We start from the raw sequence: 19,734 nt of genomic DNA on the forward strand, positions 1-19,734 counted from the left end.
CGATTGCATGTTTCCCGTTGCACGCAGTTGCTGCGTACCGCGTGTCAGCGGTCCAGGCACGCGCGCAGCGTTTGCGCGTGACGGTGCGCTTCGGCCGCATCGGCGATGTTCGCGAATCCGATGATGAGGCCGCGCGGCGTTTGCCGTGTGTGACTGTTCGTGTACCAGATCGACAGCGGCAAGACCGCGAGTCCCGCGTCGCGGGCACGCGCGGCAACGGCGACATCGTCGACCGGCCCGTCGGGCCCCTCGGCGAACCGCACCGCGAACTGGATGCCGCCGGGCGGCAATTCGACGATCAGCCGCTCGCCGAACGCCTGCCGCAATGCATGCACGATCAGCGTGCGTCGCTCGCCGTACAGCGTACGCATGCGCTTCAGATGCCGGGCAAAGTGCCCCTGTTCGATGAAATCCGCCAACGCCGCCTGCAAGAGCGTCGGCGAACCGGCATTCATGCTGCATGCCACGCGCTCGACGCGCTCCACCGCGCGTTCCGGCACGACAGCGTACGCAAGCCGCAAACCGGGGTACATCGCCTTGCTGAAGGTACTGCAATAGATCACGTGATCCCGCCGGTCGAGGCTCTTCAGCGCCGGCAGCGGGCGGCCGAGATAGCGAAACTCGCTGTCGTAGTCGTCCTCGACGATCCAGCCCGACGTTTTTTCGGCCCAATCCAGCAGTGCAATGCGTCGGGAAAGCGACAGCGTGTGCCCGAGCGGGCTCTGATGCGACGGCGTCACCAGCGCGAAGCGTGCCTGCGCGTCCAGTTGCATGCCGCGCTCGACGTCGATTCCATCGGCGTCCACCGGCACCGGGACGAGTTGCACGCCTGTCTCGGAAAGAAAGCTGCGCGCGAGCAGATAGCCGGGATCCTCGAACCATACACGGTCGTTCGGACGCGCGAGGCTGCGCAGCACGAGTTCCAGCGTTGCGCGGTAGCCGCTGGTGATGAACACCTGTTCCGGCACGCAGGTGACGCCGCGCGACAGCGCCAGATAGGTGGCGATGTGTTCGCGTAGCGGCCGATAACCTGCCGGATGCGGGTAGCCGAGCAGCGCGCGTTCGCCGCTGCGCGCGCGCAGCGACACGAGCCGATGCCACACCTTGCGCGGAAATGCGTCAAGCGCCGGGACCCCGGGTTGCAACGGGCGCGGCTCGCCGCTCATCGCGACGGCGATTGGCTGCGGGCGCTGCGGAGACGGACTGTCGCGCGACATGCCCGGCGCTCGGAGCAAGTCGTCGTTTTCGACTTGCCGTGCGTGTTCGTCGGGTCGCGCGGGCACCGACCGCGTCAGCGATTTCGGCAGGGACGGCGATACGAACGTGCCCGCCGCGCCGCGCATTTGCAGATATCCCTCGTCGACCAGGATCGTGTAAGCCTGCTCGACGGTGCCGCGCGCCGTGTTCAGTTGCGTCGCCAGACCGCGCAGCGCGGGCACGCGATCGCCGGGACGCAGATGGCCCGCGGCGATCGCGGTCCTGAACCGCTCGCAAATCTGCAGATAGATCGGCAACTGATGTTGTCGATCGATTTCGATGGTCAGTGTGGGCGTTTGCGCAGACATCTCGGTCTCGTGGATGACGCGAAAAGACACGGCATGGACCAGTCCGATCGACGATTCTTGGCACTGATGGATAGGACATGATTCTTCCACAATTGCGCCACGCGATGCGACGGTCATGACCGCCTTCATCGGATACGGCGCCCGTCACGTGCCGCACGCGTTCCATTGAAATCCTTTCGTCAGGAGATTTTGCGATGAAGATCGTAGTCATCGGCGGTTCGGGCCTGATCGGCTCGCGTGTCGTCACGCTGCTCCGTGAAGCGGGCCATCAGGCGCTTGCCGCATCGCCGCGCACCGGCGTCAATACCATCACGGGCGAAGGCCTGACCGACGCATTGACGGACGCGGACGTCGTCGTGGACGTGGCGAATGCGCCGTCATGGGAACCGCAGGCGGTGCTGGACTTCTTCCGCGCGTCGGCACGCAATCTCGGCAAGGCCGAAGTGGCCGCAGGCGTGCGCCATCACGTCGCGCTGTCGATCGTCGGCTGCGACCGGATGCCGGAGAACGGTTATTTCGCGGCCAAGGTCGCGCAGGAGCAGGCGATCGAAGCGGCGGGCGTGCCGTATACGATCGTGCGCGCCACGCAATTCATGGAGTTCATCGGCGGGATTGCGGATTTCGGCACGGAAGGCGGCACGGTCCGCATCGGCGACGGACTGTTCCAGCCGATCGCCGCGGAAGACGTCGCGGTGCTCCTCGCGCAGATCGCCGTCGCCGGGCCGCTGAACGGCACGGTCGAGATCGCGGGCCCGGATCGCGCACCGTTCGCGGAGATCGTCGCGCGCTATCTGAAGTCGGTCGGCGACACGCGCGCGGTGGTGACCGATCGCGACGCCCGCTACTACGGCGGCCGGGTCGAGGAAAAATCGCTGGTGCCGCTCGGGCCAGCGCGACTCGGCCGCATCAGTCTCGACCAGTGGCTCGCAAGAGGCTGATTCGCGTTCGCACGTCGCTCCTTGCCCGGCGCAGGCTGCGGCCTGGTCCGCCGTGCCGGCAGCAAAAATCGTGCGCCAGACCGCGATCGCCCGCCCGCTTAGGTGTTTATACGTATGCCGATATCGATATCGCTTCAATCCAATATTTCATTGGAAGGTTATCGGACTTGTTCCTAGACTGATGCGGGGCGTGCATGCCGGGCCGGCCGCGCCCGCGCCAAGCAGAAACAGAACAGCGCCGCGGCATACAACGACATCATCGGAGACGGACCATGACATTCATCAGGAAGCTGGCGGCCGGTGCGCTCGTCGCCGCGGCGACGGTACTGGCGCCCGGCGCGTTCGCGCAGCAAAAGCCGATCACGCTCGGGTTCTCGCAGGTCGGCGCGGAGAGCGCGTGGCGCACCGCGAACACTGTGTCGGTAAAGGGCGCGGCGAAGGACGCCGGCATCAACCTGAAATTCTCCGACGCGCAGCAGAAGCAGGAGAACCAGATTCGCGCGATCCGTTCGTTCATCGCGCAGAAGGTCGACGTGATCGCGTTCTCGCCGGTCGTTGAATCGGGCTGGGAGCCCGTGCTGACCGAAGCGAAGGCGGCCCACATCCCGGTGATCCTGACCGACCGCGGCGTCGACGTGAAGGATCCGTCGCTGTACGTGACGATGATCGGTTCGGACTTCCTCGAGGAAGGGCGGCGCGCGGGCCACTGGCTGGAAGAGCGTTACAAGAACGACGCGGGCCCGGTCAACATCGTCGAGCTGCAGGGCACGGTCGGCTCGGCGCCGGCCAACGATCGCCGCGCGGGCCTGCTCGAAGTGATCAAGAGCAATCCGAAATTCAAGGTGATCGCGTCGCAGAGCGGCGACTTCACGCTCGCCGGCGGCAAGCAGGTGATGGAAGCGTTCGCGAAGACCTACGGCAAGCAGATCAACGTCGTCTACGCGCACAACGACGACATGGCGCTCGGCGCGATCCAGGCGATGGAGGAAGCCGGGATCAAGCCCGGCAAGGACGTGAGCGTCGTGTCGTTCGATGCGACGAAGGGCGGCTTCCAGGCGATGGTCGCCGGCAAGATCAACGTCGACGTCGAATGCAGCCCGCTGCTCGGCCCGCAACTGATGAGCGCGGTGAAGGACGTCGTCGCCGGCAAGCCGCTGCCCAAGCGGATCGTGACGAACGAGACGGTGTTCCCGATGAACGTCGCGGCGCAGGTGCTGCCGACCCGCAAGTACTGACCTTCCTGCACGGGCGGCGGCGTCGCGGCCGCCCGGATCGCAACCGCTTCGAGGGAGGGTTCATGGCGAATCCGCCGGTGGTCGAGATGATCGGCATCGACAAGGCGTTTCCGGGCGTCAGCGCGCTGCAGCGCGTGAGCTTCCGGCTGTTTCCGGGCGAGATCCACGCGCTGATGGGCCAGAACGGCGCGGGCAAGTCGACGCTGATCAACGTGCTCACCGGCGTGCACGCGCACGACGCGGGCGAGATTCGCGTCGGCGGCCGGCCCGTGCGCTTCGCCGCGCCGCGCGAAGCCGAGGCGGCCGGGATCCGGACGCTCTACCAGGAAGTGAACCTGTGCGCGAACCTGTCGGTCGCCGAGAACATCTTCGCGGGCCGGCAGCCGATGCGGCGCGGCGCGATCGACTGGAACGCGATCCATACACGCTCGCGCGCGGCGCTCGCCGAACTCGACCTGTCGCTCGACGTCACGCGCTCGCTCGATGCGTATCCGATCGCCGTGCAGCAGATGGTCGCGATCGCGCGCGCCGTATCGGTCGACGCACGCGTGCTGATTCTCGACGAGCCGACGTCGAGCCTCGACGACGGCGAGGTCGCGCGGCTGTTCGACGTGCTGCGCCGGTTGAAGGCGTCGGGCATCGCGATCCTGTTCGTCACGCATTTCCTTGAACAGACCTATGCGGTGTCCGACCGGATCACCGTGATGCGCAACGGCGAGCGCGAAGGCGAGTACCTGGCGCGCGACCTGCCGGTCGACGCGCTGGTCGCGAAGATGACCGGCCGCGAACGGATGTCCGACACGCTGCAGGCGGGCGCCGCGGCCGTCGAGCGCAAGGCAGGCGAGGATGCGCCGTTCCTGTCGATGCAGCGGGTCGGCCGGCGCGGGATGATGAGCGCGCTCGATCTCGACGTGCGGCCCGGCGAAATCGTTGGCCTGGCCGGGCTGCTCGGCTCGGGGCGCACCGAAACCGCGCGGCTCGCGTTCGCCGCGGAGCGCTCCGACACCGGCGCGATCGAGATCGACGGCGCGCGCAAGTGGCTCGCGTCGCCGCACGATGCGGTCCGTCACGGGATCGCGTACTGCCCGGAAGACCGCAAGAAGGAGGGCATCGTCGCCGCGCTGTCGATCCGCGAGAACATCATCCTCGCGCTGCAGGCGCGGCGCGGCTGGTGGCGGCTGATCGGGCGCGTACGCCAGCGCGAGATCGCCGACGCGTATATCGCGCGGCTCGGCATCAAGGCGCGCGACGCGGAGCAGCCGATCGGCCTGCTGTCGGGCGGCAACCAGCAGAAGGTGCTGCTCGCGCGCTGGCTCGCGACGGCCCCGAAGCTGCTGATCCTCGACGAGCCGACGCGCGGCATCGACGTCGCCGCGAAGTTCGACATCATGGAGCGCGTGCTCGCGCTGTGCGCGACCGGGCTCGCGATCCTGTTCATCTCGTCGGAGATCGGCGAGGTCGTGCGCGTGAGCCATCGGATCGCGGTGCTGCGCGACCGGCGCAAGGTTGCGGAACTGACGGGTACCGACGCGTCCGAGGAGCAGGTTTACCGGCTGATCGCGGGAGGCCAGTCATGACGCGTGTGCGCACGCTGTTTCGTCATCCGCTTGCGTGGCCGGTGCTGACGCTTGCGCTGCTGTTCGCGCTCGATGTCGCGCATCGTCCCGGATTCCTGTCGATCGCGCTGCTCGACGGCCACCTGTTCGGCGCGCCGATCGACATCCTGAACCGCGCGGCGCCGCTCGTGATCGTGTCGCTCGGGATGACGCTCGTGATCGCGACGCGCGGGATCGACATCTCGGTCGGCGCGATCGTCGCGATCGCCGGCGCGGCCGCGGCGATCGTGCTCGAGGCGGACCCGTCGCGGGTCGGCGCGGCGCTGGCCGCCGCGCTCGGCGTCGGGCTGCTGGCGGGCGCGTGGAACGGCCTGCTCGTCGCGTTCGTCGGGATGCAGCCGATCATCGCGACGCTGATCCTGATGGTGGCCGGCCGCGGCGTCGCGCAACTGCTGACGGGCGGCCAGATCATCCCGATCGGCGCGCCCGGCTACCTCGCGCTCGGCGGCGGCTATCTCGCGACCGTACCGTGCGCGGTGTGGATCGCGGTCGCGACGATCGCCGCGACCGCGCTGCTCGCGAACCGCACGGCGCTCGGGCTGTTCATCCGCGCGATCGGCGTGAACCCGGTCGCGACGCGGCTTGTCGGGTTGCGCTCGGGCGCGGTCGTGTTCGGCGTGTATCTGTGTTCCGGCGCGATGTCGGCGCTCGCCGGCATCCTCGCGAGCTCGAACTTGCGCAGCGCCGACGGCAACAACGCGGGGCTGCTGCTCGAGCTCGACGCGATTCTCGCGGTGACGCTCGGCGGCACGTTGCTGCTCGGCGGCCGCTTCAGCCTCGCCGGCTCCGTGCTCGGCGCGCTGATCATCCAGACGCTTACCTACACGACCTATTCGATCGGCGTGCCGCCGGAGGCGACGCTCGTCGTCAAGGCGGTCGTCGTGATCGTCGTGACGCTGATCCAGTCCGACGCGGCGCGCGCGCTCGTGGTCCGGCACGCGGCGCGGCTGCTGCCTTTCGCGCGTTCGCGCGCCACCCACGGAGCGACGCCGCGATGAACCGACTCGTTGGCCGCCTCGCCGACCCGCGCACGCTGCCGATCGTCGTGACGATCGTGCTGTTCGCCGCGCTGTTCGGCTTCGGGGCCGTGATGTACACGGGCTTCTTCTCGATGCAGGTGCTGACCGGCCTGCTCGTCGACAACGCGTTCCTGCTGATCGTCGCGATCGGGATGACGTTCGTGATCGTGTCGGGCGGCATCGACCTGTCGGTCGGCTCGGTCGTTGCGCTGACGACGATCTTCTGCGCGGTCGGCGCAGAGCGGCTGCACTGGCCGGTGTGGATCATCGTGCCGCTCGTGCTTGCGTTCGGCGCGTTGTACGGTGCGGCGATGGGCGCGCTGATCCACACCTTCCGATTGCAGCCGTTCATCGTCACGCTGGCCGGGATGTTTCTCGCGCGCGGCGCGTGCTTCCTGATCACGACGCAGTCGATCACGATCAACGAGCCGACGTTTCATGCGATCGCGGGCATCAGCGTGCCGGTCGGCGGCGGCACGCTGAGCGCGGGCGCGCTGGTCGCGCTCGCAACATTGGCCGTCGCGATCTACGTCGCGCATTTCACGCGCTTCGGCCGCGACGTGTACGCGATCGGCGGCAACGAACGCTCGGCGCTGCTGATGGGGCTGCCGGTCGCGCGCACGAAGATCGGCGTCTATGCGCTGAGCGGGCTGTGCTCGGCGCTCGGCGGCGTGGTGTTCACGCTGTACGTGCTGTCGGGCTACGGGCTGCAGGCGCAGGGGATGGAGCTCGACGCGATCGCCGCGACCGTGATCGGCGGCACGCTGCTCACGGGCGGCGTGGGTTACGTGATCGGCTCGGTGTTCGGCGTCGGCATCCTCGGCACGATCCAGGTGCTGATCACGTTCGACGGCACGTTGAGCTCGTGGTGGACGCGGATCGTGATCGGCGCGCTGCTGTGCGTGTTCTGCGTGCTGCAGCGGATCATCGAGCGGCACGCGGCGCGGCGGCGCACGGGCGGCACGGGGCTTGGCGCGCAGCGGCGGCCGGCGCGTGTCGAAGGCGGCCGACGCGCGCTACGCGCGAACCGCGACCCGGTACGTCGTCGTTTGACGATAGACCGCGCCGGGCCGAAGGATGACGTCGTCGCGCAAGTCGGCCATGTTGACCTGATCCGGAAAGCCGCCGGCCTCGACGCATAGCGCGGCATGTCGCGCGCAACGCGTGCCGCCGCTCACGCGCACGCCGTCCAGATAGTTGCCCGTATAGAGTTGCAGACCGCGCTGATCGGTCGACACGACCAGCTCGCGGCCGCTTTCCGGATCGTAGATGCGTGCGACGGGCCTGACCGCACGCGCGCCGTCGCGCAGCACGTAGCAGTGATCGAAGCCGCGCGCCCGCGCGAGTTGCGCATGCGGCCAGTCGAGGCGCGCGCCGAGCGGCGCGCTGTGCCGGAAATCGAAAGCCGTGCCGGTCACGTCCGCGGCGCCGGTCGGGATCAGCGCGTCGTCGACTTCGAGGAACGCGTCGGCGTCGATGCTCAGCACGTGGCCGCGCACGTCGCTGCCCGCGCGGCCGCTGAGGTTGAAATAGCTGTGATTCGTGAGGTTGAGCGGCGACGGCGCGTCGGTGACGCCGGTGTAGTCGATCGTCAGCGCGCCGTCGTCGTCGAGCGCGTAGCGAACCTGCACGCTCACGTTGCCCGGAAAGCCCGCGTCGCCTTCGGGCGAATCGAGCCGCAGCGTCAGCCCGCCGCAGTCGTCGACGACCTCCCAGCGCTGGCGGTGAAAGCCGCTCGCGCCGCCGTGCAGCAGATTGCCGTTCTCGTTGCGATCGAGCAGGTAGTCGACGCCGTCGAGCGTGAAGCGCGCGCCGGCGATCCGGTTCGCCCAGCGGCCGATCGTCGCGCCGAGGTAGACGCCCGATTCGACATACTCCGCGGGCGTGTCGTGTGCGAGCACGATATCGGCGAAGCGTCCGGTGCGGTCGGGCGCGAGCCACGACACGACGGTCGCGCCGAGGTCGCTGACGACGACGCGCATTCCGTGCGCGTTGCGCAGCGTGTAGCGCCGCACCGCGTCGCCGTCGGGCAGCGTGCCCCACGGCTCGGAATGCACGCGTGCGACGCCGGGCGTCAGGCGGGAAGAATCGGTATCGATGTGCATGGGCGGATTCGATGTGAAAGGCCGGCTTCAGTGCGCGGCGATGGTGCGTTCCTGGTATTCGCGCGGCGTGCAGCCCAGCTCGCGCCGGAATACCGCGTACATGTACTGGAGCGACGTAAACCCGCAGCGGATCGCGACCTCGGCGCTCGACGCCTGCCTGCCCGCGAGCAGCGCCTGCGCCGCTTCGAGCTTGTGGCGCAGGATTTCCTGGTGCACGGTGCGCTGCAGTTCGCGCCGGAAGTGCTCTTCGAGCAGCGAGCGCGACACGCCGACGTAGTCGGCCACTTGCTCGGTCTTGATGCCCTGGCACGCGTACTGGCGAATGAAGTGGCGTGCGCGCATCACGTGCGGACTCGCGAGCGGCTGGTGGCGGGTCGATTCGAGCACGTTGATCCCGACCGGCGGCACGAGGATCCGCCGGTCGGGAAAACGCGCGCCGCGCAGCATCCGGTGCAGCAGGTGCGCGGCGGTACGGCCCATTTCCTCGGTGCCCTGGATCACGGACGACAGCGGAATGCGCGTCAGCGTGCGCGTGAGCGGGTCGTTGTCGATGCCGATGATCGCGACCTGTTCCGGCACCGCGAGGCCGGCGATCAGGCATGCCTGCAGCAGGTGCCGCGCGCGCGCGTCGGTCACCGCGATCACGCCGACGGGCTTCGGCAGCGCGTGCAGCCAGCCGGTCAGCTGCTCGATCGCATGATTCCACCCCGATGCGCTCGTCGACAGCCCGCGGTAGATCGGCGCATCGAGCCCGTCCGCGCGCGCGAGCCGGTCGAACGCGAACTCGCGCTGCTGCGCCCAACGGTTCTGCTGGGCGACGGGCAGGCTGTACATCGCGAAGTGCGCCAGCCCGGCGCCGATCAGGTGCGTGTAGGCGAGCGACACGAGCTTTGCGTTGTCGGTCGCGATATACGGCACGCCGTCCGGATACTGCGCCGGATCCTCGTACGACGAGCCGAGCGCGACGATCGGCAGCGGCGAGCCGGCGAGCGCGTCGGCGACGGCCGGATCGTCGAAGTCGGCGATGATGCCGTCGCCGTCGAAGTGCTCGATGCCGGCCAGCCGGCAGCGGAAATCGTCTTCGAGGAACAGGTCCCATACCACGCGCGTCGAGCGCAGGTACTGGCCGATGCCGCTGATGATCTCGCGGTCGTAGACCTTGTTTGCGTTGAACAGCAGCGCGATGCGATGCGGCGTCTGGGCGGAAGGGGCGCGGGTCATCTCGGTCTCGTAGCGCGTGCCGTCCGGGGCTCGCGCCGTTGTCTCCGGGCGCACGGGCAGGGCCGCGCGGCTCTCATCTCTGTTGTCGGCGATTGTAGGACGGAACGCGTGCCGTGCGCGGCGCGCTGGCAAGAAACGTTAAGCGTGCTGCGCAATTTCGCAATTGCGGGCACGGTTGGGGGCGGGCACGATCCAGCCAGATCGAATCCGGCGCGCGAGCCATCGCGATGCGCGCCGCACCGCAACAAGAAACCGGACGGAGACGCCATGTCGTATTTCGAACAGATTCCCGCGATTCGCTACGAAGGTCCGCAATCGGACAACCCGCTTGCCTACCGGTATTACGACCGCACGAAGCTGGTGCTCGGCAAGACGCTCGAGGAGCACCTGCGGATCGCGGTGTGCTACTGGCACACGTTCGTGTGGCCCGGCCACGACATCTTCGGCCAGGGCGCATTCCGGCGGCCGTGGCAGCAGCCGGGCGATCCGCTCGAGCGCGCGCGGCAGAAGGCCGATGCGGCGTTCGAGTTCTTCACGAAGCTCGGCACGCCGTTCTATACGTTCCACGACACCGACGTCGCGCCGGATGGTGACAGCCTGCACGAGTACGTGGAGAACTTCGCTCGGATGACCGACTACCTCGGCGAGCGTCAGCAGGCAACGGGCGTCCGGCTGCTGTGGGGCACCGCGAACCTGTTCTCGCATCTGCGCTTCGCGGCGGGCGCGGCGACCAACCCGAACCCCGAGGTGTTCGCGTGGGCGGCCACCCAGGTGCGCCACGCACTCGACGCGACGCATCGGCTCGGCGGCGAAAACTACGTGCTGTGGGGCGGCCGCGAAGGGTACGAAACGCTGCTCAATACCGATCTCGTGCGCGAGCGCGAGCAGTTCGCGCGCTTCCTGTCGATGGTCGTCGAGCACAAGCACCGGATCGGCTTCAACGGCGCGCTGCTGATCGAGCCCAAGCCGCAGGAGCCGACCAAGCACCAGTACGACTACGACGTCGCGACCGTGCACGGTTTCCTCGCACAGTACGGATTGCAGAACGAGATTCGCGTGAATATCGAGGCGAACCACGCGACACTCGCCGGCCATTCGTTCCATCACGAGATCGCGAACGCGTTCGCGCTCGGCGTGTTCGGCAGCGTCGATGCGAACCGCGGCGATCCGCAGAACGGCTGGGACACCGACCAGTTCCCGAACAGCGTCGAGGAACTGACGCTCGCGTTCTACGAGATCCTGCGCCACGGCGGCTTTACCACCGGCGGCATGAACTTCGACGCGAAGGTGCGCCGTCAGAGCGTCGATCCGGAAGACCTGTTCCACGGCCATGTCGGCGCGATCGACGTGCTCGCGCTCGCGCTCGAGCGGGCGGCCGTGCTGGTCGGGAACGACCGGCTCGACGCGCTGCGCCGGCAGCGCTACGCGCAGTGGGACAGCGCGTTCGGCCGCGAGATCCTGGCGGGCGGCTACACGCTGGAGTCGCTCGCCGCCGACGCGCTCGCGCGCGGCGTGAACCCGCGGCACGCGAGCGGCGCGCAGGAGCGGCTCGAGAACATCGTGAACCAGGCGATCTACGGGCTGCGCTGACGCCATGTACATCGGACTCGATCTCGGCACGTCGGGCGTGAAAGCCGTGCTGCTCGACCGCGACGGCGCGGTGCGGGCCAGCGCGAGCCGGCCGCTGTCGGTGAGCCGGCCGCGGCCGCGCTGGTCAGAACAGGCGCCGCGCGAATGGTGGGACGCGGCGTGCGGCGCGCTTGCCGCGCTCGTTGCCGACGCGCGCGCGGCCGGCATCGACCCGCATGACATCGGCGCGCTCGGCCTGACCGGGCAGATGCACGGCGCGACGCTGCTCGATGCGCGCGGCGACGTGCTGCGCCCCGCGATCCTGTGGAACGACGGCCGCGCGGATGCCGAGTGCGTAGAACTCGAGCGGCTGGCACCCGCGCTGCGCGCAGTCGCCGGCAACCTCGCGATGCCGGGCTTCACCGGGCCGAAACTGCTGTGGGTGCGCCGGCACGAGCCGGACGTTTTCGCGCGGATTGCGCATGTGCTGCTGCCGAAGGACTATCTGCGCTACCGGCTGACCGGCGCGTTCGCGACCGATCCGTCGGATGCCGCCGGCACGCTGTGGCTCGACGTCGCGAAGCGCGATTACGACGACACGTTGCTCGCCGCATGTGGGTTGTCGCGCGCGCAGGTGCCCGCCGTATTCGAGGGCAACCGCATCACCGGCACGCTGCTGCCGGCGGTCGCGCGCACGCTCGGGCTGCGCGAAATACCGGTCGTCGCGGGCGGCGGCGACAACGCGGCCGGCGCAGTCGGCGTCGGCATCGTGCGGCCCGGCGATGCGCTGCTGTCGCTCGGCACGTCGGGCGTGTATTTCGCGGTGTCGGACGGTTTTCGCGCGAATCCCGAATCGGCGGTCCACAGCTTCTGTCACGCATTGCCGCACACCTGGCACCTGATGTCGGTGATGCTGAACGCGGCCGGCTGCATCGACTTCACCGCGCAACTGGCCGGCTACGACGGCGTCGCCGCGCTGTTCGCCGACGCCGGGGCGAACCCGCGCGCGGACCGCCCGTGGTTCCTGCCTTATCTGAGCGGCGAGCGCACGCCGCACAACGACGTGAACGCGAAGGGCGTGTTCTACGGGCTGACGCCCGACACGCAACGCGCGGATCTCGCGAACGCGACGCTCGAGGGCGTCGGCTTCGCGCTGCTCGACGGGATCGACGCGTTGCACGCGGCCGGGCTCGCACCGGACGGCATCACGGTGATCGGCGGCGGCTCGCGCAGCGCGTACTGGACCCAGATGCTCGCCGACCTGAGCGGCCGCGCGCTGACGCTGCGCGCGGGCGGCGAAGTCGGCCCGGCGCTCGGCGCCGCGCGGCTCGCGCGTCTCGCGCTCGAACCGGACGCGCCGCTCGACGCCGTGTGCCCGCAGCCGCCCGTGGTGGCCGTGCGCGAGCCTGACATGGCGCGTCACGCGTGGTATCGCGACGTGCGGCGCCCGACGTTTCGCGCGCTGTATCGCGCACTCGAACCGGTGTTTGCGGCCGGCGCGTGACAGGCCGGTCGCCCGGCATTCGTAGAAGCAGTCCAATAAAGAGGAGTGGAGACATGAAATCCGTGACGCGTCGTACCGTATTGAGTGCGCTGGCGATCCTCGCGCTTGGCGCGCCGCTCGCGCATGCGAGCAAGGACAAGCCGGAGATCGGCTTCTGCATCGACGACCTGCGTGTCGAGCGCTGGTCGCGCGACCGCGACTATTTCGTCGCCGCCGCGACGAAGCTCGGCGCGAAAGTGTCCGTGCAATCCGCGGACGCGAACGAAGCGCGACAGATCTCGCAGATCGAGAACCTGATCTCGCGCGGCGTCGACGTGATCGTGATCGTGCCGTTCAATTCGAAGACGCTCGGCAATGTCGTCGCCGAAGCGCGCAAGGCCGGCATCAAGGTCGTGTCGTACGACCGGCTGATCCTCGACGCCGACGTCGATGCGTACATCTCGTTCGACAACGAGAAGGTTGGCGAGCTGCAGGCGCAGGGTGTCGTCGACGCGAAGCCGAAGGGCAACTATTTCCTGCTCGGCGGCGCGCCGACCGACAACAACGCGAAGATGCTGCGCGAAGGCCAGCTGAAGGTGCTGAAGCCCGCGATCGACCGCGGCGACGTGAAGGTCGTCGGCCAGCAGTGGGTGCCCGAGTGGAGCGCGTCGACCGCGCTGCGGATCGTCGAGGATGCGCTGACCGCGAACAACAACCGGATCGACGCGATCGTCGCGTCGAACGACGGCACCGCGGGCGGCGCGATCCAGGCGCTCGCCGCGCAGCATCTGGCCGGCAAGGTGCCGGTGTCCGGGCAGGACGCGGACCTCGCGGCGGTCAAGCGCGTGATCGCCGGCACGCAGACGATGACCGTCTACAAGCCGCTCAAGCTGATCGCGAGCGAGGCGGCGAAGCTCGCGGTGGATCTCGCGAAGGGGATGAAGCCCGCCTTCAACGCGCAATACGACAACGGGAAGAAGAAGGTCGACACGGTGCTGCTGCAGCCGACGCTGCTGACCAGGCGCAACGTCGACGTCGTCGTGAAGGACGGCTTCTATACCCAGGCGCAACTGGCGAGCCAGTAACGGCGCAACGCGCGCGGCCGGCCGCCGGTGCGGCCGCGCGCATATCGCGGGGCATGAAGGTATGACCGAACCCTTGCTGACGATGCGCGGCATCGTCAAGGATTTCGACGGCGTGAAGGCGCTCGACGGAATCGACCTGACCGTGCGGCCCGGCGAGTGCGTGGGGCTGTGCGGCGAGAACGGCGCGGGCAAATCGACGCTGATGAAGGTGCTGTCGGGCGTCTATCCGCACGGCACGTGGGACGGCGAGATCCGATGGGAAGGCGCGCCGCTCGCCGCGTCCGGCGTGCGCGACACCGAGCGCGCGGGCATCGTGATCATCCACCAGGAGCTGATGCTCGTGCCCGAACTGTCGGTCGCCGAGAACATTTTCCTCGGCAACGAGATCACGCTGCCTGGCGGGCGGATGAACTATGCCGCGATGATCCGGCGTGCCGAGGAATTGCTGCACGAACTGCGGATCGACTCGATCAACGTCGCGCAGCCGGTGATGAACTACGGCGGCGGCCACCAGCAGCTGATCGAGATCGCGAAGGCGCTGAACAAGCGCGCGAAGCTGCTGATTCTCGACGAGCCGTCGTCGTCGCTGAGCGCCGCGGAGACGCGGATCCTGCTCGACATCGTGCGCGACCTGAAGCGCCGCGGCGTCGCGTGCGTGTACATCTCGCACAAGCTCGACGAGGTCGAGGCCGTGTGCGACACGGTGACCGTGATCCGCGACGGCCGCCATGTCGCGACCGAGCCGATGCGTGCGCTGACGACCGACCGGATCATCGCGATGATGGTCGGCCGCGAGATCCGCGACCTGTATCCGCGCGAGCCGCACGAGATCGGCGACGTCGTGCTGGAAGCACGCCGCGTGACCTGTCGCGACGTGACGAACCCGCGCCGCAAGCGGGTCGACGACGTGTCCTTCAGCGTGCGGCGCGGCGAGATCCTCGGCGTCGCCGGGCTCGTCGGCGCGGGCCGCACCGAACTGATGCAGGCGATCTTCGGCGCGTATCCGGGCGCGTGCTCGGCGACGGTGCTGATGAACGGCCGGCCGCTGTCGATCCGTTCGCCCGCCGACGCGATTCGCGCCGGCATCGCGATGGTGCCCGAGGACCGCAAGCGCCACGGCATCGTGCCGCAGCTCGGCGTCGGCCACAACATCACGCTGGCGGTGCTGCGGCGCTTCGCGGCGCGCGGGCGGATCGACGCGGCCGCCGAGCTGGACGCGATCCGTAACGAGATGCAGCGACTGTCGGTGCGCGCCGCGCATCCGTTCCTGCCGATCGCGAGCCTGTCCGGCGGCAACCAGCAGAAGGCCGTGCTCGCCAGGATGCTGCTGGCCGAGCCGCAGGTGCTGATTCTCGACGAGCCGACGCGCGGCGTCGACGTGGGCGCGAAGGCGGAGATCTACCGCCTCGTGTTCGCGCTCGCGAAGCGCGGCGTCGCGCTGATCGTCGTGTCGTCGGAACTGCCCGAGGTGCTCGGGCTGGCCGACCGCGTGCTGGTGATCGGCGAAGGCGAGGTGCGCGGCGATTTCGTCAACGACGGCCTCACGCAGGAACAGATCCTCGGCGCCGCGCTGAAAGCCGGCCGGCGGCCGACCGAACCCACCGCAACGAGTGCGACATGAATTCCGAACTTTCTTCCTCCAACGCGGCGGCGCCGGATGCCGACGCGCGCCGCCCGACCGGTCGTCCGCTCCGCCAGGTCTTCGTGCGCTACAAGATCCTCGCGCTGCTGTTCGCGGTCGCCGCGATCTGGGCGTTCTTCTCGGTGCTGACCGACGGCGCGTTCGTCACGCCGCGCAACGTGTCGAACCTGCTGCGGCAAATGTCGATCACCGGCATGCTCGCGTGCGGGATGGTGTTCGTGATCATCGCGGGCGAGATCGACCTGTCGGTCGGCTCGCTGCTCGGGCTGCTCGGCGGCGTCGCGGCGATCCTCGACGTGAACCGCCACTGGCCGGTCGTCGCGACGGTGCCGGCCGTGCTCGCGCTCGGCGTGCTGGTCGGCCTCTTCAACGGCTGGTGGTCGACCTACCGGCGCGTGCCGTCGTTCATCGTCGGGCTGGGCGGGATGCTCGCGTTTCGCGGGATCCTGCTCGGCGTGACGGGCGGCTCGACGATCGCGCCGGTATCCGACGGCTTCGTGTTCATCGGGCAGGGCTACCTGCCGCGCGTGGCGGGGGACGGCCTCGCGCTGCTGCTGTTCGCGCTCGTCGCGCTGCTGGTGGTGCGGCAGCGCGGCACGCGGCGCCGCTACCGGCTCGCGGTTGCGCCGCTGTGGCAGGACGTCGTGAAGATCGCGGGCGCGGGTGCGGTGCTGTTCGCGTTCGTCGCGACGCTCGACCGTTACGGCGGCATTCCGGTGCCGGTGCTGCTGCTGCTCGCGCTGCTCGGCATCTTCTCGTGGATCGCGACGCAGACCGTGTTCGGTCGGCGCATCTATGCGGTCGGCTCGAATCTCGAGGCGACGCGGCTGTCGGGCGTCGATACCGATCGCGTGAAGCTCGCGATCTTCGCGCTGATGGGGCTGATGTGCGCGTTCGCCGGCATCGTGAACACCGCGCGGCTCGCGGCCGGCTCGCCGTCCGCGGGCACGATGGGCGAACTCGACGCGATCGCCGCGTGCTTCATCGGCGGCACGTCGATGCGCGGCGGCTCGGGCACCGTGTATGGCGCGCTGATCGGCGCGCTCGTGATGGCGAGCCTCGACAACGGCATGTCGATGCTGGACGTCGACGCGTACTGGCAGATGATCGTCAAGGGCGCGGTGCTGGTGCTGGCGGTCTGGATCGACGTGGTGTCGCGGTCGAACCGGCGGTGAGGCGGCGCTCAGTCGCAGGTCAACGGGGGAAGACATGAAACGGAACACGGTTCCCGTGCCCGGCATCTCGATGCCGGCGGCCGCGCCGCTCGCGCAGCCGGACGTCGAACAGGACCACGGGCCGGTGCTCGGCCTGGGCGATCCGCGCGACCGCCGCGTCATCGCGGATGCGCTGCGCGCGCTGCTGCGGGAGCGCTCCGAAGCGCTCGCGTTCGCGATGCGCATGGCGGACGAGCGCGACCGGCCGAGGCCCGATGCGAGCGATTTCGCGCTGACCGACATCATTCGGCTGGCGCGTGTCGTCGAGCGGGCGGAGCGATGCGGCTACGCCGCGGACGAGGTCGTCCCAGTCGGCGCACGTTGACGCGCGAGGGGCGCGGCAGGCGCCGCCCGCGCGCGTCGAACCGGGTCAACAACTGGCCCGCCGGACTCATCGCGAGCTCGACGATCGACGCGATCCTCATCGGCTTCGACCTTTGGGCCGAACCTCTCCGTCACCGGATCGCTCGCGACGATTCTGTGGCTCGCGGCAATCCGGCGCGAAGGGCCGCAGGTCGGTTTCGGCGCATTTCTCGCGGTCGGCGGATGCATGATGTTGCCGGCCTTGCTGCTCGTCGAGAGGATTCTCGTTTTAGGGGCTGGTTCGGAAAACCTTGCAGGCATTGGCTTGCCGCACAGGCATGATTCAAACTTAAATGAATTGTGATCACTTGCCGCCGCAAAATTCTGCACAATGGCGGCAGGGCGGCATCCACCGCCATCCGACCCCGACCGAGACCCTGACGCACCGTGTGCGGTGCCGCTCCGACATGGACCACCCGAAGGACCACCCGAAACGCATCCTGATCGTCGAGGACGACGCGGACATCGCCGACGTGCTGAGCCTGCACCTGCGCGACGAGCGCTACGAGGTCGTGCACAGCGCGGACGGCGCCGAGGGCCTGCGGCTGCTCGAGCAGGGCAACTGGGACGCGCTGATCCTCGACCTGATGCTGCCGGGCGTAGACGGCCTCGAGATCTGCCGCCGCGCGCGCGGGATGCAGCGCTACACGCCGATCATCATCACGAGCGCGCGCTCGAGCGAGGTGCACCGGATCCTCGGCCTCGAGCTCGGCGCCGACGACTATCTCGCGAAGCCGTTCTCGGTGCTCGAACTGGTTGCGCGGGTCAAGGCGCTGCTGCGCCGCGTCGACGCGCTCGCGCGGGATTCGCGCGTCGACGCGGGCACGCTCGACGTCGCGGGGCTGTCGGTCGACCCGATCGCGCGCGAGGCGAGCATCGACGGCGTGCGCATCGACCTGACCCCGCGCGAGTTCGACCTGCTGTATTTCTTCGCGCGGCATCCCGGCAAGGTGTTCTCGCGGATGGACCTGCTGAACGCGGTGTGGGGCTACCAGCACGAAGGCTACGAACACACGGTCAACACCCACATCAACCGGCTGCGCGCGAAGATCGAGGCGGACCCGGCCGAGCCCGCGCGAATCCTCACCGTGTGGGGACGCGGCTACAAGCTGGCCGCGCCGGGCCAGCGGGACGCGCAATGAAGCTGACGCTCACCCAGCGGCTGTCGCTCGTGTTCTCGGTGCTGCTGCTCGTGTGCTCGGGCGCGTCCGCGTGGCTGCAGATCCGCGCGAACGACATGCGCGAGATGGAAGTCGTGCAGGGCCTGTCGCGCGATCTCGCCGCGCACATCGCGAACATCACGCCGCTGACGGACGCGAACGGCCTGCGCCCGGACGCCGTGCGCACGTTGTTCGGCCAGCTGATGGGCGTGAACCCGAGCGTCGAGGTGTACCTGCTCGACGCCGCCGGGAGGATCAAGGGCGACGATGCGCCGCCCGGGCACGTGAAGCGCGACCGCGTCGATCTCGCGCCGGTGCAGCGCTTCCTCGCGGGCGAGCCGCTGCCGATCCTCGGCGACGATCCGCGCAGCCCGAGCGCACGCAAGATCTTCAGCGCCGCGCCGCTGCGCCGCACGGGGCAGGCGCCGGCGGGCTACATCTACGTGGTGCTGCTAGGCGAGGCGCACGACAAGCTCGCGGCGCGGTTCGACGCCGGCAACGTGCTGCGCACGACGCTGTGGTCGATGGCGCTCGTCGCGCTGTTCGGGCTGCTGGCGGGCCTGAGCGCGTTCAGCTTCATCACGCGCCCGCTGCGGCGGCTGACCGATGCGATGCGCCGCTTCGACGCGGACGGCGAGCCCGACACGCAGCCGGCTGTGCCGCGCTCGCCGCCCGGGCGGCGCGGCGACGACATCGCGGTGCTCGAATCGACGTACGCGCAGATGGCCGACCGGATCGGCGAGCAATGGCGCGCGCTGACGCGGCAGGACCAGCAGCGCCGCGAGCTGATCACGAACATCTCGCATGACCTGCGCACGCCGCTCACGTCGCTGCACGGCTACCTGGAGACGCTGTCGCTGAAGACCGACTCGCTCGGCGACGCCGAGCGCCGGCGCTACCTGTCGATCGCGCTCGCGCAGAGCGCGAAGGTCGGCCGGCTCGCGCAGGCGCTGTTCGAGCTCGCGCGGCTCGAATCGGGCGGCGTGCAGCCCGAGCGCGAGCCGTTCTCGCTCGTCGATCTCGTACAGGACGTGTTCCAGAAGTTCGAGCTGGCCGCGAAGGCGCGCGATGTCACGCTGCACGCGCGGATCCCGCCGCGCGTGCCGAACGTGTCGGCGGATCTCGGGATGATCGAGCGCGTGCTGACCAACCTGCTCGACAACGCGCTGCGGCACACGCCGGAGCACGGCGAGGTCGAGATCGCGCTCGAGCCGCGCGACAGCACGGTCGTGGTGACGGTCGCGGACACCGGTCCGGGCATTCCGCCGGAGCGGCGCGAAGGGCTGTTCCGGCGGCCACAGCGGCCGACGGGCGCGGGCGGCGCGGCGCAGAGCGGCGGGCTCGGGCTGCTGATCGTCCACCGGATGCTGCTGCTGCACGGCAGCGCGATCCGGCTGGTCGACCGGGCCGGGCGGGGGGCGGTGTTCGAGTTCGCGCTGGCGGTCGCGCATCCGGCGACGGGCGACGGCGAACGGGCGCCGCAAAAAAATTGAATGGGGCGCGCACCGGCTTGTCGCCG

At 69.1% G+C, this 19,734-nt stretch carries 15 protein-coding genes and 2 pseudogenes; 14 read left to right on the top strand and 3 right to left on the bottom strand.

Translation table 11 applies throughout. The annotated features are described in order from the left end of the window. Window positions 1–44: 44 nt before the first annotated feature. Window positions 45–1,565, bottom strand: coding sequence for a MocR-like pyridoxine biosynthesis transcription factor PdxR (pdxR, locus tag B7P44_RS33240; protein WP_084910281.1), 1,521 nt, complete (start codon window positions 1,563–1,565; stop codon window positions 45–47). Window positions 1,566–1,759: 194 nt separating this feature from the next. Here pdxR and B7P44_RS33245 point away from each other — a divergent pair, with 194 nt between their 5' ends. From B7P44_RS33245 to yjfF, 5 genes are all read left to right on the top strand, one after another. Further along, on the top strand, window positions 1,760–2,503 hold the full coding sequence (locus tag B7P44_RS33245; RefSeq protein ID WP_084910282.1) for an SDR family oxidoreductase: 744 nt from the start codon (window positions 1,760–1,762) through the stop codon (window positions 2,501–2,503). 272 nt (window positions 2,504–2,775) lie between these two features. Continuing rightward, on the top strand, window positions 2,776–3,738 hold the full coding sequence (locus tag B7P44_RS33250; protein ID WP_084910283.1) for an ABC transporter substrate-binding protein: 963 nt from the start codon (window positions 2,776–2,778) through the stop codon (window positions 3,736–3,738). A gap of 62 nt (window positions 3,739–3,800) precedes the next feature. Beyond that, window positions 3,801–5,315: a sugar ABC transporter ATP-binding protein gene (locus B7P44_RS33255; RefSeq protein WP_084910284.1), complete on the top strand. Its 1,515-nt coding sequence runs from the start codon at window positions 3,801–3,803 to the stop codon at window positions 5,313–5,315. Next, window positions 5,312–6,352: an ABC transporter permease gene (locus B7P44_RS33260; RefSeq protein ID WP_084910285.1), complete on the top strand. Its 1,041-nt coding sequence runs from the start codon at window positions 5,312–5,314 to the stop codon at window positions 6,350–6,352. Before B7P44_RS33255 ends, B7P44_RS33260 begins: the two co-directional genes overlap by 4 nt. Next, entirely contained in the window at window positions 6,349–7,515 is a 1,167-nt protein-coding gene (gene yjfF / locus B7P44_RS33265) for a galactofuranose ABC transporter, permease protein YjfF (RefSeq protein WP_084910286.1), read from the top strand. The genes B7P44_RS33260 and yjfF overlap by 4 nt, the downstream gene beginning before the upstream one ends. On the opposite strand, the pseudogene B7P44_RS37675 reads toward yjfF, so the two are convergent. Together B7P44_RS37675 and B7P44_RS33275 are read right to left on the bottom strand one after the other, a co-directional pair. Then, a pseudogene (locus B7P44_RS37675) lies at window positions 7,462–8,478 on the bottom strand (aldose epimerase family protein); the annotation flags it as partial. The gene yjfF and the pseudogene B7P44_RS37675 overlap by 54 nt on opposite strands. A 27-nt stretch (window positions 8,479–8,505) precedes the next feature. Next, window positions 8,506–9,699, bottom strand: a complete 1,194-nt coding sequence (locus B7P44_RS33275; RefSeq protein WP_084910673.1) for a XylR family transcriptional regulator — start codon at window positions 9,697–9,699, stop codon at window positions 8,506–8,508. A 267-nt stretch (window positions 9,700–9,966) separates the two neighbouring features. Here B7P44_RS33275 and xylA point away from each other — a divergent pair, with 267 nt between their 5' ends. From xylA to B7P44_RS33325, 9 genes and pseudogenes are all read left to right on the top strand, one after another. Beyond that, window positions 9,967–11,289, top strand: coding sequence for a xylose isomerase (gene xylA, locus B7P44_RS33285; RefSeq protein WP_084910288.1), 1,323 nt, complete (start codon window positions 9,967–9,969; stop codon window positions 11,287–11,289). 4 nt (window positions 11,290–11,293) lie between these two features. Then, window positions 11,294–12,772: a xylulokinase gene (xylB, locus tag B7P44_RS33290; protein ID WP_084910289.1), complete on the top strand. Its 1,479-nt coding sequence runs from the start codon at window positions 11,294–11,296 to the stop codon at window positions 12,770–12,772. A 53-nt stretch (window positions 12,773–12,825) separates the two neighbouring features. After that, window positions 12,826–13,836: a D-xylose ABC transporter substrate-binding protein gene (gene xylF / locus B7P44_RS33295; RefSeq protein ID WP_084910290.1), complete on the top strand. Its 1,011-nt coding sequence runs from the start codon at window positions 12,826–12,828 to the stop codon at window positions 13,834–13,836. 61 nt (window positions 13,837–13,897) lie between these two features. After that, a complete protein-coding gene (xylG, locus tag B7P44_RS33300; protein WP_084910291.1) occupies window positions 13,898–15,457 on the top strand; it encodes a D-xylose ABC transporter ATP-binding protein in 1,560 nt (519 codons plus the stop codon). Continuing rightward, window positions 15,454–16,653: a sugar ABC transporter permease gene (locus B7P44_RS33305; RefSeq protein ID WP_084910292.1), complete on the top strand. Its 1,200-nt coding sequence runs from the start codon at window positions 15,454–15,456 to the stop codon at window positions 16,651–16,653. Before xylG ends, B7P44_RS33305 begins: the two co-directional genes overlap by 4 nt. A gap of 34 nt (window positions 16,654–16,687) precedes the next feature. After that, window positions 16,688–17,017: a hypothetical protein gene (locus tag B7P44_RS33310; protein ID WP_084910293.1), complete on the top strand. Its 330-nt coding sequence runs from the start codon at window positions 16,688–16,690 to the stop codon at window positions 17,015–17,017. 35 nt (window positions 17,018–17,052) lie between these two features. After that, window positions 17,053–17,266, top strand: a pseudogene (locus tag B7P44_RS33315) (ArsB/NhaD family transporter); the annotation flags it as partial. Between the two features lie 196 nt (window positions 17,267–17,462). Beyond that, window positions 17,463–18,197 (top strand): response regulator transcription factor, encoded by a 735-nt coding sequence (locus tag B7P44_RS33320; protein ID WP_084910294.1) that lies wholly within the window; start codon window positions 17,463–17,465, stop codon window positions 18,195–18,197. After that, window positions 18,194–19,708, top strand: a complete 1,515-nt coding sequence (locus tag B7P44_RS33325; RefSeq protein ID WP_084910295.1) for a HAMP domain-containing sensor histidine kinase — start codon at window positions 18,194–18,196, stop codon at window positions 19,706–19,708. Before B7P44_RS33320 ends, B7P44_RS33325 begins: the two co-directional genes overlap by 4 nt. Window positions 19,709–19,734 lie beyond the last annotated feature (26 nt).

The sequence above is a fragment of the Burkholderia ubonensis subsp. mesacidophila genome, assembly GCF_002097715.1.
In the GTDB taxonomy this organism is placed as follows: Bacteria; Pseudomonadota; Gammaproteobacteria; order Burkholderiales; family Burkholderiaceae; genus Burkholderia; species Burkholderia mesacidophila.